The following is a 13,307-nucleotide window of genomic DNA, read 5'->3' on the forward strand; positions in this document are numbered from 1 at the left end:
ATGACGCTCCCCACCGCCGCGGGTTGCGCGGCACCCGACCAGGCCGCGCCGCTGCCGGCCAGCCTGGACCTGGAGAAGGAAACCGTCATCACCGGGATCGTCCGCTCGGCCGAGGACGAGCCGGTGCCGGGCGCGTACGTCCGGCTGCTCGACTCGACCGGTGAGTTCACCGCCGAGGTGGTGACCTCGACGGCCGGCCAGTTCCGGTTCTTCGCCGCGCCGGGTTCCTGGACGCTGCGGGCACTGTCCCGGCACGGCAACGGCGACACCGCCGTCACCGCCGGCCGGGGCGTCAACGAGGTTGCCGTCACCGTCGCCTGACCCACCGCTCTCATCGACCGGGGCCGGTCACCCGCCATGGGTGACCGGCCCCAGTCGATCTTCTGGGGGAATTGGTGACGAGAAGTAATTTCAGTGTCACCCACGGCTCGGCGGACCAATCACATCAATCGGTATGCGTCACTATCTAGCTGTGGATATCGAGGTTGGCGCGAGTGACGGCGGTGCGTCCGGTGACGAGGTTCCGCTCGTGGTCTGCGTGAGCGCTGATGCCGCCGTGGTCGAGCGGGTGCTCCGACAACTCGACGGGACCGGGCAGGTGGTGAGCTGCCCGGACCTGGCCGAGTTGCGGGCCATGCTGTTCCCGTCGCCGCACGACCCGACGCCGACAGCGCCGCAGGAGCCGTCGCGGCCCGTCTGACCTCGTGGCCGCCGTCCCACGCCACCGCTGCCGGCTCAGCGGCGGAGGCGTGACACCATGGCCGGGTGAGCGGTGCTGTCCAGACGGGTTGGGCTCCTTCGGCTGGTCCCGCCGCGCCGGCGCCTGTCCGGCCGTGGCGGCGGTGGTTGCTGGTCGCGACGGCGGCCTGGGCCGTGTTGCTGGCCGTGCTCACCTGGACGTCGGTCCGCGACGATCCGCCGACCGTGCGGGAGCAGCGCACCCTGCACCAGGCCGGCCCGGTGGTCGACCGGGCGATCGGCGAGCTGGTCCGTGCGGCGGGGCCGAGCAGTCTCCTGGAGCTGGGCCCGGCGAAGGTCGCGGAGGGCTGCCGGGTCACCCCGTTCGCCGACGGGGCGAGGTTGCGACGGGACGTGGGCGTGCTCGCGCCCACCGGCACCGAGCGGACCGTGTTGACCGGGATCGCCGAGCGGCTGCCGGCCGGTTGGCAGGCCCGGGTCGGGTCCGGGCTGAACGGCCCGGAGCTGTACGCCGACGCCGGAGAGTTCGTGGCCGTCGAAGGGCGGCCGACGGTGGACGGGCAGGTCCGACTGGTCGTCGACACCGGTTGCCGGCCCACCGGCGCGGGCTACACGCCGGCCACGGCCAGTGCGACCGGCCCGGCAGCCGCCGCGTTGACCGCGGCGCTGGGGGCGCTCGGCCGGCCGGGCGACGCGACGCCGGAGCGGGTCACCGCGCCCTGCCCGGGTGGCGGGCTGGCCCAGACCGTGCGGTCCGCGGGCGGTCCCGGCCCGGCCGCCTCGACGGCTTCGCTCGCCGCGCTGGCCGGCAACGCCCCCCTGGTGGACGCACCCCCGGTGTACGCGTACCGCACCGGCCCGGTCACGGTGCTGGCCGAGCTCGGCCCGGACGACGCCGTCCGGGTGGCCGCCACCGTCGGCTGCCCGGGTTGAGTCGGGCGGCCAGCTCGGATCAGCTGCCGTCCGGCTGATCCGTCGGGCCCCGGCTGCGGCCCAACGCGTCCACCTTGCCCCACCGGCCGGGGATGTCCAGTAGTTCGACGCGGCCCATCCCCGGAGGCACGGCCGGGTCGATGATCAGATGCTCGCCCTGCGGGTCCAACCCCAGCATCACCCGGAGCAGCAGCAGCGGGGTTCCGCTGGACCAGGCCTGCGGGCTGCACGCGGTCGGGTACTCCACCGGGTAGTCGGTGAGATCACGGGTGTACCCGGCGAACGCCTCCGGCAGCCGCCCCTCGAAGTACCGGGACGCCGCCAGCATCGTGTCGCAGATCAGGCCGGCCTCCTCGCGGTAGCCGTACCGCCACAGGCCCCAGGCGATGATCGAGTTGTCGAACGGCCACACGGTGCCCACGTGGTACCCGATCGGGTTGTACCGTCCCTCGTCCTCGGCGAGCGTCCGCACCCCCCACCCGGAGAACAGGCGCGGCCCGAGCAGGTGCTCGACCACCTTGCCGGCACGGGACTCGTCCACGATGCCGCTCCACAACAGGTGCCCGATGTTCGACGTCAGCGCGTCCACCTGCCGCCCGTCGGCGTCCAACGCGAGCGCGTAGTACCCGCGGTCGGCGATCCAGAAGTCGCGATCGAACCGTCGCTTGAGATCGGCGGCCTCCCGCTCCAGCCGGTCGGCGTACGCCCTGTCGTTCCAGAAGGTCCGGGCCAGCCGGGCGGCCCGGATCTTTGCGTCGTACGCGTACCCCTGCAACTCGCACGTCGCCCGGGGGAAGCCGGGTATCGCACCGTCGGCGTACGAGATGCCGTCCCAGGAGTCCTTCCAGCACTGGTTCTGCAGACCGCTCTGCGGGTTGCGGGTCTGATACCAGAGGTAACCGGTGCCGAGCAGGTCGCCGTACGTGTCGATCCACTCCAGCGCGGCGCGGACCTGCGGCTCCAGCCGGCGGACCAGCGCCGCGTCGCCGGTCCACCGCTCGTACTCGTCGATCAGGATGACGAACAGTGGCGTCGAGTCGGCCGACCCGTAGTACGGCGAGTGCGGCTGCTCCTCGAAGCCGGCGGTCTCCCCGTACCGCAGCTCGTGCAGGATCTTGCCGGGCTCCTCGTCCCGGAAGTCGTCCACCCGGTGCCCCTGGAGGCCGGCCAGCATCAGGATGGTGGGCGGGACCAGCTCCGGCAGGAACGGCAGCACCTGCAACGAGGTGATGATGCTGTCCCGGCCGAACAGGGTCATGAACCAGGGCAGCCCGGCGGCGATCAGCCGTACGCCCAGGGCGATCGACTCGTAGCGCAGCGCGGCCAGGTCGTTGAGGCTGCGCCGGTACGCCCCGGCCAGTGGCTCGCAGTCGCAGCCGAGCTTCGGTGCCCGGTCGATCAGCTCCTGCTGCTCGGCCCGGATCGCGTCCGCGCTGCGGCTGCCCCCGTACGGCAGGGTTGCCCGGATGTCCTCGCCGCGTGCCCCGTAGACGACGCTGGACACGTGCAGCCGGGTGGTCCACCTGCTGTTGCGGGCGATCCGGACGCGGAAGGTCAAGCCGTCGGTGTCGACCTGCGCCGGCCCGGTGGTCGTGACAGTCGTCTCCCGGTGGAACGCGTCCCGCCGGTAGGTGAGTCGGAGCTGGTCGTCCGAGACCGTGACGCTGGTCGTCCCCAACTTCTGGCGGGAGTCCTTGATCTCGAACAGGTCGGCGAAGTCGGCCTCGACGTCGATTCGGACGGTGAATTCGACGTCCGCGCCGGTGTGGTTCAGCACGGTCAGCTCCTCCTCGAAGCTGCCCACGATCGCCCGGCTGCGGATCACCGACGCCTTCGCGTCCAGGTAGTGCGTGGGTTCGCCGGGGGCGAGGAAGAACGTGGTGCGGTACGACTCGGTGTCGTCCGTGGAGAGGGCGTGCAGCCGTTGGCCGTTCAGGGTGAGCACCCACTTGGACAGGAACCGGGTGTCGAAGGAGAACAGCCCGGTGGGGAAGTCGTGGGACGGCTCGATGTCTCCCCGACGGTCGCTGACCAGGAAGGTGTTGCCGTCCAGGATGCTGACGAGCTCCCTCACGCCGGTCGCCCGACTGCTCTGCGGGCCGTCTCGCGGGGGTCGCGGGTGCCGGGCGGGTTGGGGAAGAACCGGCGGAAGGCGAGGAAGAGCACCACGTTCCCGCTGAACGTGCTCTCGTTGCGCAGCACCGCCGCGACCCCCTGCGCCTCACCGCTGATCAGTCGGTCGAAGAGGGCCGCGCTGCTGTACCAGATGGCGTCGGCAGGGCCGCGTTCACGACTGACCTGCACCGAACCGGCTCGCATGCGTACCAGCCAGTGTTCGACCTGGTGGTCGCTGCCGAGGTCGATCTGGAGGGTCCCCTCGGGCAGGCCGACCAGGACGTCGGGGGCGCGCGCCGGCAGTGATTCGAAGAACCTCTCCGCCGCCTCGGTCACATCCGAATCGTAGGCAGTCGCCCGAGATGTCGGGTCGGTATCGGCACTCCGGTGGTGCTCAGTAGACCAACGCCTGGGCGCCCTCGGTCATCGCCTCCTCGACGAAGACGGCGGCGCCCGCGATCCGGACCCCGGGCAGCACGTCGTCCGGGCCGATCTCCCGTCGGGCCGCGCACTGGGTGCAGGCGGTCACCCGACCACTGGTCAGGATGACGTGCAGCAGCTCGGCCAGAGGCGCGGAATGTGGCAGCTCGAACTGTTGGGCGCGCCCGGGCACCGCGAACCAGGTCGACTCACCGGTCAGCCAGAGCGACACGTCCACCCCGGCCGCGACGGCGGTCGCGGCGACCGTGAATGCCTGCGCGCACCGCTCCGGGGCGTCCGCCCCCGCGGTGGCCTTGACGACGAGAGTGCGGGCCATGTGGCCCAGCATAGGATGGTCGGGATGGTTACCGAGATCGGGTTTGTCAGCCTGTTGGTCGCTGGCCTGGGCGGACTCGCCGGTGGCCTGGTCTACCTTGCCGTACGCATTTCGAGAGGACGCTGGTGACGCCTGTGAGCGAGAATCCGCTGCAGCCGCCGTGGCTGAACGCGCCGCCGGTCGAGAAGTACCCGTTCGAGGAGAGTCACGACCTGCGGGTCGGGCCGAAGCTGCACCCCGCCCTGGACGGCCTGCTGCCCTACATCGGGCTGTGGCGGGGCCGGGGCAAGGGTGGTTTCCCCACCATCGAGGACTTCGACTACGCCCAGGAGATCCGGATCAGCCACGACGGGCGGCCGTTCCTGCACTACGAGTCCCGTGCCTGGATCCTGGACGAGCAGAGCAGGCCGGTCCGCCCGGCCGGCCGGGAGGTCGGTTGGTGGCGCCCGGTGCTGGTGGACGGGCGGGCTACCGACGAGCTGGAGGCGGTGCTCACCACGCCGACCGGGGTGATGGAACTGCACCTGGGCAAGCGCACCGGCACGCAGGTCGAGTTCGCCACCGACGCGGTGGTCCGGACCCCGACCGCCAAGGAGGTCACCGGCGGGCACCGACTCTTCGGCATCGTCGAGGGCGCGCTGCTCTACGCGCAGGAGATGGCGGCCATGGGGCACGGGCTCAGCCCGCACCTGTCCGCCCGGCTCGTCCGGGTCGGTGGCTGACCAGCCGGGAAAACCCAGCAGGCTAGACGGGGAAGCCCAGCAGGGCTTGCAGGGCGGGGGTGCGCGGGCAGTGGTGCCGGCGCACCCCGTCCAGTGTCCGGACCTCGACGAGCCCGCGTACCGAGGAGCTGAACCACACCCCGTCGGCGTCGTGCAGCTCGGCCGGCGTGACCATCCGTTCGGCACCGCCCAGGCCCAGCTCGTGGGCGTGGGCGAGCAGCCAGGCCACTGTCGTGCCGGGCAGGATGCCGGTGGTGGCGGCCGGCACCGTGCAGAGTGTGTCTCCGGTGAGCCACACCACGTTCGCGATCGGCCCCTCCAGGGCGTACCCGTCCGAGGAGACCCAGAGCACGTCGTCCACCCCGGCCCGGTGCGCCCAACGGCGGGCGGCGCTGTTGACCGCGTACGAGGTGGACTTGATGCCGGCCGGCAACCAGTCGAGACCGGTCCGCGCGTCGGCGGGCACCCCCAGAGGCAGGATCGCCACGGTGATCCCGGTGTGGCGGGCCGCCCGCGACGACGCCGGCACCTCGGTCACCGTGGCGTAGACGGTCGGCGGGCCGCCGGCCTCGGAGCCTCGGGTGCAGACCAGCCGCAGCGCGGCCTCCACCTGGACGGGCCAGCCGGCGCACACCGTGTCGAGCAGGTCGACGAGCGTGTCGGTGGGGGGCAGGTCCAGGTCGACGGCTGCCGCGGCGGTGGTCATCCGGGCCAGGTGTTCGTCGCGCAGCCACGGCCGGCCCTCGCGCAGGTGCATGGACTCGAAGAGCCCGTCGCCGCGCAGGACGCCCAGGTCGTCGCCGCGGAGCACTGGCTCGTCGGCCGCGACGAGGCCCCGGCCGAGCACGGCGATCCGGGTACGCGGAGAGACCGGGGCGTTTCCGACGGACGACGTCACCATGACCGCCGAGCCTAGCGGCGACCGGCCGCTCGAAGGGGGTCGCAGCGATTGCCGAACTATGATCGGACCGTGTCCGAATCCTCCCTCGCGGAAATGCTGCGGGCCCGTGGGCTGCGGCTGACGCCCCAACGGCAGCTCGTCCTCCAGGCGGTGCTCGATCTGGGGCACGCCAGCCCGGAGCAGGTGCACACCGCCGTGCGGGAGGTCGCCGCCGGCGTCAACATCACCACCATCTATCGCACGCTTGAGCTGCTGGAACGGCTCGGCCTGGTCACCCACACGCACCTGTCGCACGGGTCGCCGACGTACCACGCGGCGGGTGAGCACCAACACGTCCACCTGGTCTGCCGGGAGTGTGGCGCGATCGACGAGATCGATCCGGAGATGCTGCGCCCGCTCGCCGACCAGTTGGCCACGCAGCGGGGGTTCCGGGTGGACATCGGGCACGTATCACTCTTCGGCGTCTGCGTACGCTGCGAGAACGGGGACGACAAATGATCGACATCGCGGGTGCGGTGGCCGTCGAGAGCATCGACGAGGCGAGCCGGGACCAGCCGGACGCGGCGCACGTCGCGGCCGGTGTGCGGGGGGTGGCCGCCCACTACGGCGACCCGTTGCGGGAGCAGCGCACCCTCGACACCGCTGTCGGCCTGGTCGACAGGTCGCACCGGGGGATCATCGCGGTGCCCGGCGAGGAGCGGGCGAGTTGGCTGCACACCGTCACCTCGCAGCACCTGACCGCGCTGGCCGCCGGTGAGGGCACCGAGTTGCTGGTGTTGTCCCCGCACGGGCACATCGAGCAGCACGCGGTGGTCGCCGAGGACGGCGAGACCGCCTGGCTGGACACCGAGCCGGGGGCGACCGAGGGCCTGCTGGCCTACCTGGAGAAGATGCGGTTCTTCAGCAAGGTCGAGCCGCGCGACGCGACCGCCGAGCGGGCGTTGCTGTCGCTGGTCGGGCCCGGGGCGACGGAGGCGCTGGGCACGCTCGGCGTGACCGGGCTCGCCGCGCCGGACCTGGTCGCGGTGCCGGGTCCGAAGTTCCCCCACGGCGCCGTGCCACAGCGGGCCAGCGTCCGGTACGACGTGAAGCCGCTGCCGATCGGTGGCTGGGCCCGACGCGTCCCCCTCGGGGTGGACCTGCTGGTGCCCCGCTCGGCGATGGACCAGGTGGTGGCGGAGCTGCGGGGCGCCGGTGTGCCCGTCGCGGGCCTGTGGGCGTACGAGGCGATTCGGGTGGCGGCCCGCCGGCCCCGGGTCGGGGTGGACACCGACCACCGGACCATCCCGGCCGAGGTCGACCTGATCGCCCCCGCCGTGCACCTGGACAAGGGTTGCTACCGGGGGCAGGAGACGGTGGCCCGGGTGCACAACATGGGTCGACCGCCGCGTCGCCTCGTACTGCTGCATCTGGACGGGGTGACCACCGACCAGCCGCCCACGGCCGGCACGCCGGTGATGCTCGACGGCCGGGCGGTTGGCTTCGTCGGCACCGCGGTGCTGCACCACGAGCTGGGTCAGGTGGCGCTCGCGGTGGTCAAGCGGAACGTCCCGGACGACGCGGCACTGCTGGTCGGCGAGACGGCGGCGGCGATCGACCCGTCCTGACCCGGGCGTCTAGGATCGCCGGCATGACGACAGGGACGTTGATCACGGTGGCCCCGACCGGCGCCGAGTCGGCCAAGGCGGAGGTGCCGGCGCTGCCGGTGACCCTCGACGAGCTGCTGCTCACCGCGAAGGAGTGTGAGGCGCTCGGCGCCGCCGTGATCCACGTCCACATCCGTGACGACGACGCGCGGCCGACCCTCGACCCGGTGCGCCTGGCCGACACCGTGGCGGCGTTGCGGGACAGCACCGACCTGATCGTGCAGCTCTCCTCCGGCGGCGCGGTGACGGACCCGGAGGCCGCCCGGCTGGCCGTGCTCGACGCCCGGCCGGACATGGCCTCCTGCACGATGGGCACCGTCAACTTCGGCGACGACGTCTTCCTCAACCGCTGGGAGTTCATCGTCGACCTGCACGCCCGGATGCAGGAGCGCGGGATCGTGCCGGAGTACGAGATCTTCGACCTCGGCCACCTGTCCGCGTTGCAGCGCCTCCTCGGCAGGTACGGGCTGCCGGCCGGGGGGCATGTGCACGTCGACTTCGTGATGGGGGTGCCGGGCGGGATGCCGGGCACCACCGAGACGCTGGTGGCGGCCCACCGAATGCTGCGGGACCTGCCCGAGGGCACCACCTTCTCGGCCACCGGCATCGGCCGCAGCACGATTCCGGTCCTGCTGGCCTCGCTGTCGACGGGCGGGCACCTGCGGGTCGGCATGGAGGACACCGTGACGTACGCGAAGGGCCGCCCGGTGGAGTCGAACATGCAACTGGTCGCCCGCGCGGTGGGTTTCGCCCAGCTCGCCCAGCGTCCGCCATTGACCACCACCGAGGCGCGCGAGCTGCTCGGGCTGTAAGGCCGGGTCTGCCCCGCGCTCCTGTCACCCGGGCGGTGGACCACCTGGTCACCCCGCCGACGGGCACCCCAGGAGCGTCGGTACCGTCCAGCCCGTGACGAAGACGTACGAGGGTGGCGACCCGCTCGCCGAGGTGGTTCGTTCCGGGTTCGTGGAGGGTGCGCACCGCGGCTCGGTGGTGGTGCTCGACGCCGCCGGCGCGGTGCTGGCATCAGCCGGGGACGTGACCTCGCCGATCTTCCCCCGCTCGGCCAGCAAGCCGATGCAGGCGATCGGGATGCTCCGCGCCGGCCTGCCGTTGACCGACCCGGCCGATGTCGCGCTGGTCGCGGCGAGTCACGCCGGTGAGGACTTTCACCTGTCCCGGGTCGGCGCGCTGCTGGAGCGGGCCGGGTTGGACGCCTCGGCTCTGCACTGCCCGCCCGACCTGCCGGTGGGGGCGGCGGCCCGGGAGGCTGTGCTGCGGGCCGGGGGCGGCCCGACCAGGGTGCAGATGAACTGCTCCGGCAAGCACAGCGGAATGCTGCTGACCTGCGAGGCCGCCGGTTGGCCGCTGGACGGGTACTGGCGGCCGGAGCACCCGCTCCAGCAGCGGTTGCGGGCGGCCATCGAGGAGTTCACCGGCGAGCAGGTGGCGGCGGTGGGGGTGGACGGTTGTGGCGCCCCGGTGCTCGCGGTGTCGCTGACCGGGTTGGCCGGGGCGTTCCTCCGGTTGGTCGACGCCGAGCCGGGCTCGGTGCCGCGGACGGTGGCCGACGCCATGCGCGCGTACCCGGAGATCGTCGGTGGCACCCAGGCCGACGACACCCGGCTGATGCGTGGCGTTCCGGGCCTGCTGGCCAAGGTCGGCGCCGAGGGTGTGATCGCGGTGGCGGTGCCGGGCGTCGGCGCCGTCGCCCTGAAGATCGACGACGGCGCCGACCGGGCGCGGATGCCGGTGCTGGTCTCCGCGCTGCGCCGGCTCGGCGTGGACGCACCGGTGCTGACCGAGTACGCCGAGGTGCCGCTCTTCGGCGGCGGTGTTCCGGTCGGGGCGGTCCGCCCGCTCTGGTGAGCGGCACTCCGGCATCGGTGGGGAGGGTCGGCGTGGCTCACCGTCGGTGACCGTGCCGGCTGGCGGTGGCCCGAACATCGTGATGCCACAGCGGAATCAAGATGCCGCTGTGGCATCACGCTCATTCGCGGGTCGGGCTCCGAACGGCCGGGTGTGCGTGTGCGTGTGGCCCGCCCTGGCTGCGGGGTTGGTCAGCTCAGGAAGTCGAGCAGCGCGGCGTTGACCGCCTCCGGACGCTCCAGCGGCAGCAGGTGCGCGGCGTCCGGGATGTCCGGGAGCCGTACCGCGCCGGGGGCGTCGGCGGCGATCCGGTCGGCGAGCCGACGGATGTCCGGCAGGTCCGCGGCACCGGCGGTGACCAGGACCGGCACCGTCAGCTCACCGAGACGGTCGATGGCCGGAGGCGTCAGTTCTCCGACCTCGACCGCGCCGAGCGCCAGCTCGGCGGCGAGGGCCCGCTGGTCCATCTCCTGCGCGAACGCGATCAGCTCGCTGTCGACGTCCTCCGGCTGTCGACCCGGGCCCACCACCCAGAACCGCACCTCGCCGGCCGCGCCCGCGACGAAGTCGTCGGGGTCGACCTCGCCGACCAGGTCGTCCCAGAGGTCGTTCGCCTCGTCGGACCACTCGTTGCCGGAGACCGCCGTGTCGAACAGCGCGAGCGCGCTCACGCGGTCGGGGTGGGCGAGCGCGGTGTCGATGGCGACGGCCCCACCGAAGGAGCAGCCGACCAGCGTGGCCCGGGGCAGGTCGAGTGCGTCCAGCAGCCCCGCCACGTCGTCGTGGTGTGTGAACGGCGTCGGAGGCAACTCGGAATCCCCGTAGCCGCGGAGGTCCGGGACGATCACCCGATGGCGGGCGGCGAGCGCGGAGATCTGCCCCCGCCACATCCGCCGGTCGGCGATGCCGGCGTGCAGGAGTACGACGGGCGAGCCGGTGCCTGCCTCGTCGTACGCGATGCTTGCTCCGTTGACTGTGATCTTGTGCACGGACGGACCGTACGGAGCCGCGGAGCGGGGCGCAACCACGGTGCTGAGACGTTGCTAACTGTGGCTAGCGTTTTGCTTGCAGGAGCTAGCGCAGCCGGTTACCGTCGCAGTCATGGCCACACCGAAGGACCTTCCCGACGTCGGCGGGTTCATCCGCGATCTACGGCGTAACGCCAAGATCTCGCTCCGGCAGCTCGCCGAGCAGGCGGGGGTCAGCAACCCGTACCTCAGTCAGATCGAGCGCGGCCTGCGCAAGCCCAGCGCCGAGGTGCTCCAGCAACTGGCGAGCGCGCTGCGGGTCTCCACCCCGGCGATGTACCTGCGCGCCGGTCTGCTCGACGACAAGGAAGGCCACGGTGTGCTCGCCGCCATCGCCGTGGACACCGACCTGACGATGGCCCAGAAGCAGTCCCTCACCCAGATCTACGAGACGTTCCGCCGGGAGAACACCCGGCTGGCCGAGGCCCAGGCGGCTGCCGAGGGCGGCGGCACCGGGCCCACCGGCGGCACACCCCGTGCGAGCACCCCGACGGACGTCGGCGACGAGCCCGCCGACCTGGCGAACCTGGCCGCCACCGGTCCCACCACCGCGGGCGGCACCCCGACCGAGGCCGTGATCGAGTCGGTCGCCGTCACCGAGGCGGGCACCGCACCCGCCCCGAGCAGCACCAACACCCCCGAGAAGAAGGCCGCCGGTCCGGCGGCGCGCAAGGCCGCCGAGGCGGCCGAAGAGGAGACGTCATGAGCGAGCCGAAGACCAACCGCATCCCCGCCCCGATCTACGCCGCCGCAGGCGCCGGTGAGTTGGCCATCGAGCAGCTTCGTAAGCTGCCCGCCGTGGTCGGCGGCCTCGGCACCCGCGTCGTCGCCGACCTGGGTGGTCGGGCCGTGCTGACCGGCTACGAGCTGCGGCAGAAGGCCAACGAGTTGGACCTGGCCAAGCTCCGCGAGTCGGCTGACCTGGCCAAGCTGCGCGAAGCCGCCGACCTGGCGAAGCTGCGCGAGGTCGCCGACCTGGACAAGCTGCGGGCCGCCGCGACCCGCAACGCCGCCATCGTCATCGCCGGAGCCCAGGTCGCCCAGGAACGGGCCTTCGCCGCGTACGGCGCGCTGGTCGCCCGTGGTGAGCGGGTCGTCGGCGCTGGTGTGCTGGAAGCCGCCGACACGGTCAACGCCGACATCGAGGCCACGCGGGCCGTGACCCCGGCGGAGACCACCCCGGCGGCCACCACCACCGCCCCGGCCGAGGTGCCGACCCCGGCCGACGTGGCCGAGATCGCCGAGGCCAAGCCGGCCGCCGTCAAGAAGGCCGCGCGCGCCCCGAAGACCGCGAAGCCGGCCGCCACCCCGTCGGCGAAGCTGCCCCGGGCCACCAAGCGGACCCGCCCGGCGGCCGAGTAACAACCCTGTCGACGACCCCGGCGGCGTCCTTGTCGGACGAAGCCGGGGTCCTCGACATAAGCTTGCCGGCATGGCCAACGCCGCGCCGATCTTCGCGTTCGAAGTCCGCTACGTGATCGAGCTGATCCTGCTCGTCTTCGCGCTGATCGTTCAGGGCGTCGCCCTGGTGCACGCGATCACGCAGCGCTCCGACGCCTTCCCCGCCATCGGGACGCTTCCCAAGGGTGGCTGGATCGCCATCCTGGCGGTCTGCCTCGTGCTGACCCTGCTCGGCTTCGGGCCGATCAGCCTCTTCGGACTGATCGGCATCGCCGCCGGTCTCATCTACCTGCTCGACGTCCGGGTCGGTCTGCGTGACCTCAGCGACGGCAAAGGGTTCTGGTGAGAGGTTTTCGCTGGCCCCCACCACCGGACAGCGGGCCCCGCACCTGGGGGCCCGGCCCGGGTGGGCCGCGCACCGGCCGCCCCGCGCTCCCGGAACCGGACACCGACCTGGTCGCCACTCCGCACGGCGTACAGCTCGAACGGCTGATCACCGGCACCGGTGATCCGGTGACCGTGTTCGCGCACGGGCTGGGCAACGGCATCGCCACCACCCGTCCGTTCGGCAGTGGGGTGACCGGCCGCAAGGTGTTCTTCCAGTTCCGTGGGCACGGCCGATCCGAGGCGCCGGACGGGCCGTGGACGTACTCCGACCTGGCCCGCGATCTCCGGGCGGTCGCCGACCTGGGCGGTGCCAGCCGCGCCTTCGGCGCGAGCCTCGGCGCCGGTGCCCTCTGCCGGTTGCTCGCGGAGAGCCCGGACCGTTTCGAGAAGCTGGTCTTCTTCCTGCCCGCGGTGCTCGACCAGCCGCGCGGCCCGGCGGCCGGTGACCGCATCACCGACCTGTTGGAGGCCGTGGAGAGCGGAGACGCCTCGGTGGTCGCCGACGTCGTCACCCTGGAGCTGCCCGCAGCGGTGCGCAACACCCCCGCCGGCTGGGCGTACCTGCGGCAGCGACTCGACCAGCTGCTCCGCGACGGACTCGCCGGCAGCCTGGCCAGCCTCGCGGACCAGACGCCGCTGCGCGCCACCAGCGACCTCGCGGCGGTCACCGCGCCGGCGCTGGTCATCGCCAACGCGGGCGACGAGCTGCACCCGGTCGACGTCGCCGAGCGGCTCGCCGCCGCACTACCCCAGGCCACCCTGCACGTGTACGACCGACCCGGCGTCCTCTGGTCGGAACGCACCGACCTGCGGGACCGGATCGCCGGCTTCCTCAACGAGTAACGTGCCCTG

Annotated in this window: 17 protein-coding genes and 1 pseudogene; 13 read left to right on the plus strand and 5 right to left on the minus strand. The window is 72.5% G+C overall.

What is annotated here, in order from left to right; translation table 11 throughout:
* The 3 genes and pseudogenes from GA0070612_RS08500 to GA0070612_RS08510 all read left to right on the plus strand — a co-directional run bounded on the left by GA0070612_RS08500 (position 1) and on the right by GA0070612_RS08510 (position 1,632).
* Positions 1 to 321, plus strand: coding sequence for a DUF1416 domain-containing protein (locus GA0070612_RS08500; RefSeq protein ID WP_088987414.1), 321 nt, complete (start codon positions 1 to 3; stop codon positions 319 to 321).
* Between the two features lie 208 nt (positions 322 to 529).
* Positions 530 to 697 (plus strand): annotated as a pseudogene (locus tag GA0070612_RS08505) (winged helix-turn-helix domain-containing protein); the annotation flags it as partial.
* A 68-nt stretch (positions 698 to 765) separates the two neighbouring features.
* Positions 766 to 1,632: a hypothetical protein gene (locus GA0070612_RS08510; protein ID WP_088987415.1), complete on the plus strand. Its 867-nt coding sequence runs from the start codon at positions 766 to 768 to the stop codon at positions 1,630 to 1,632.
* A gap of 19 nt (positions 1,633 to 1,651) precedes the next feature.
* Here the strand turns inward: GA0070612_RS08510 and GA0070612_RS08515 are convergent, their stop codons facing one another.
* From GA0070612_RS08515 to GA0070612_RS08525, 3 genes are read right to left on the minus strand one after another with little or no spacing between them, the layout of a single operon-like run.
* Positions 1,652 to 3,706: an amylo-alpha-1,6-glucosidase gene (locus GA0070612_RS08515; protein WP_088987416.1), complete on the minus strand. Its 2,055-nt coding sequence runs from the start codon at positions 3,704 to 3,706 to the stop codon at positions 1,652 to 1,654.
* Entirely contained in the window at positions 3,703 to 4,083 is a 381-nt protein-coding gene (locus GA0070612_RS08520; RefSeq protein ID WP_088987417.1) for an SCP2 sterol-binding domain-containing protein, read from the minus strand. The genes GA0070612_RS08515 and GA0070612_RS08520 overlap by 4 nt, the downstream gene beginning before the upstream one ends.
* A gap of 58 nt (positions 4,084 to 4,141) precedes the next feature.
* Positions 4,142 to 4,516 (minus strand): DsrE family protein, encoded by a 375-nt coding sequence (locus GA0070612_RS08525; RefSeq protein WP_088987418.1) that lies wholly within the window; start codon positions 4,514 to 4,516, stop codon positions 4,142 to 4,144.
* 12 nt (positions 4,517 to 4,528) lie between these two features.
* On the opposite strand from GA0070612_RS08525, the gene mtfM reads away from it, so the two are divergent.
* Both mtfM and GA0070612_RS08530 read left to right on the plus strand, forming a co-directional pair.
* A complete protein-coding gene (gene mtfM / locus GA0070612_RS32800) occupies positions 4,529 to 4,633 on the plus strand; it encodes a small membrane protein MtfM (protein ID WP_030327764.1) in 105 nt (34 codons plus the stop codon).
* Between the two features lie 5 nt (positions 4,634 to 4,638).
* Positions 4,639 to 5,226, plus strand: a complete 588-nt coding sequence (locus GA0070612_RS08530; RefSeq protein WP_269458282.1) for an FABP family protein — start codon at positions 4,639 to 4,641, stop codon at positions 5,224 to 5,226.
* A 22-nt stretch (positions 5,227 to 5,248) separates the two neighbouring features.
* On the opposite strand, the gene GA0070612_RS08535 is transcribed toward GA0070612_RS08530, so the two are convergent.
* Positions 5,249 to 6,127, minus strand: coding sequence for an aminotransferase class IV (locus GA0070612_RS08535; protein ID WP_088987420.1), 879 nt, complete (start codon positions 6,125 to 6,127; stop codon positions 5,249 to 5,251).
* A gap of 69 nt (positions 6,128 to 6,196) precedes the next feature.
* Between GA0070612_RS08535 and GA0070612_RS08540 the strand changes: the two genes are divergently transcribed.
* From GA0070612_RS08540 to GA0070612_RS08555, 4 genes are all read left to right on the plus strand, one after another.
* On the plus strand, positions 6,197 to 6,625 hold the full coding sequence (locus GA0070612_RS08540) for a Fur family transcriptional regulator (protein ID WP_088987421.1): 429 nt from the start codon (positions 6,197 to 6,199) through the stop codon (positions 6,623 to 6,625).
* Complete coding sequence (gene ygfZ / locus GA0070612_RS08545; RefSeq protein ID WP_088987422.1) at positions 6,622 to 7,734, plus strand: CAF17-like 4Fe-4S cluster assembly/insertion protein YgfZ; 1,113 nt, start codon at positions 6,622 to 6,624, stop codon at positions 7,732 to 7,734. Before GA0070612_RS08540 ends, ygfZ begins: the two co-directional genes overlap by 4 nt.
* A gap of 23 nt (positions 7,735 to 7,757) precedes the next feature.
* Complete coding sequence (locus tag GA0070612_RS08550; protein WP_088987423.1) at positions 7,758 to 8,585, plus strand: BKACE family enzyme; 828 nt, start codon at positions 7,758 to 7,760, stop codon at positions 8,583 to 8,585.
* A gap of 94 nt (positions 8,586 to 8,679) precedes the next feature.
* Positions 8,680 to 9,639 (plus strand): asparaginase, encoded by a 960-nt coding sequence (locus tag GA0070612_RS08555; protein WP_088987424.1) that lies wholly within the window; start codon positions 8,680 to 8,682, stop codon positions 9,637 to 9,639.
* 191 nt (positions 9,640 to 9,830) lie between these two features.
* Here GA0070612_RS08555 and GA0070612_RS08560 read toward each other — a convergent pair whose 3' ends face one another.
* Positions 9,831 to 10,628: an alpha/beta fold hydrolase gene (locus GA0070612_RS08560; protein ID WP_197699338.1), complete on the minus strand. Its 798-nt coding sequence runs from the start codon at positions 10,626 to 10,628 to the stop codon at positions 9,831 to 9,833.
* Positions 10,629 to 10,740: 112 nt separating this feature from the next.
* Here GA0070612_RS08560 and GA0070612_RS08565 point away from each other — a divergent pair, with 112 nt between their 5' ends.
* The 4 genes from GA0070612_RS08565 to GA0070612_RS08580 all read left to right on the plus strand — a co-directional run bounded on the left by GA0070612_RS08565 (position 10,741) and on the right by GA0070612_RS08580 (position 13,298).
* A complete protein-coding gene (locus GA0070612_RS08565; protein WP_088987426.1) occupies positions 10,741 to 11,373 on the plus strand; it encodes a helix-turn-helix domain-containing protein in 633 nt (210 codons plus the stop codon).
* Positions 11,370 to 12,029 carry a hypothetical protein gene (locus GA0070612_RS08570; RefSeq protein WP_088987427.1) on the plus strand — a complete coding sequence of 220 codons (660 nt, stop codon included), beginning with the start codon at positions 11,370 to 11,372 and terminating at the stop codon, positions 12,027 to 12,029. Before GA0070612_RS08565 ends, GA0070612_RS08570 begins: the two co-directional genes overlap by 4 nt.
* A 70-nt stretch (positions 12,030 to 12,099) precedes the next feature.
* Entirely contained in the window at positions 12,100 to 12,414 is a 315-nt protein-coding gene (locus GA0070612_RS08575) for a DUF2516 family protein (protein WP_088950380.1), read from the plus strand.
* A complete protein-coding gene (locus GA0070612_RS08580) occupies positions 12,411 to 13,298 on the plus strand; it encodes an alpha/beta fold hydrolase (RefSeq protein WP_088987428.1) in 888 nt (295 codons plus the stop codon). The genes GA0070612_RS08575 and GA0070612_RS08580 overlap by 4 nt, the downstream gene beginning before the upstream one ends.
* Positions 13,299 to 13,307: the final 9 nt, after the last annotated feature.

This window comes from Micromonospora chokoriensis, from assembly GCF_900091505.1.
Lineage (GTDB): Bacteria > Actinomycetota > Actinomycetes > Mycobacteriales > Micromonosporaceae > Micromonospora > Micromonospora chokoriensis.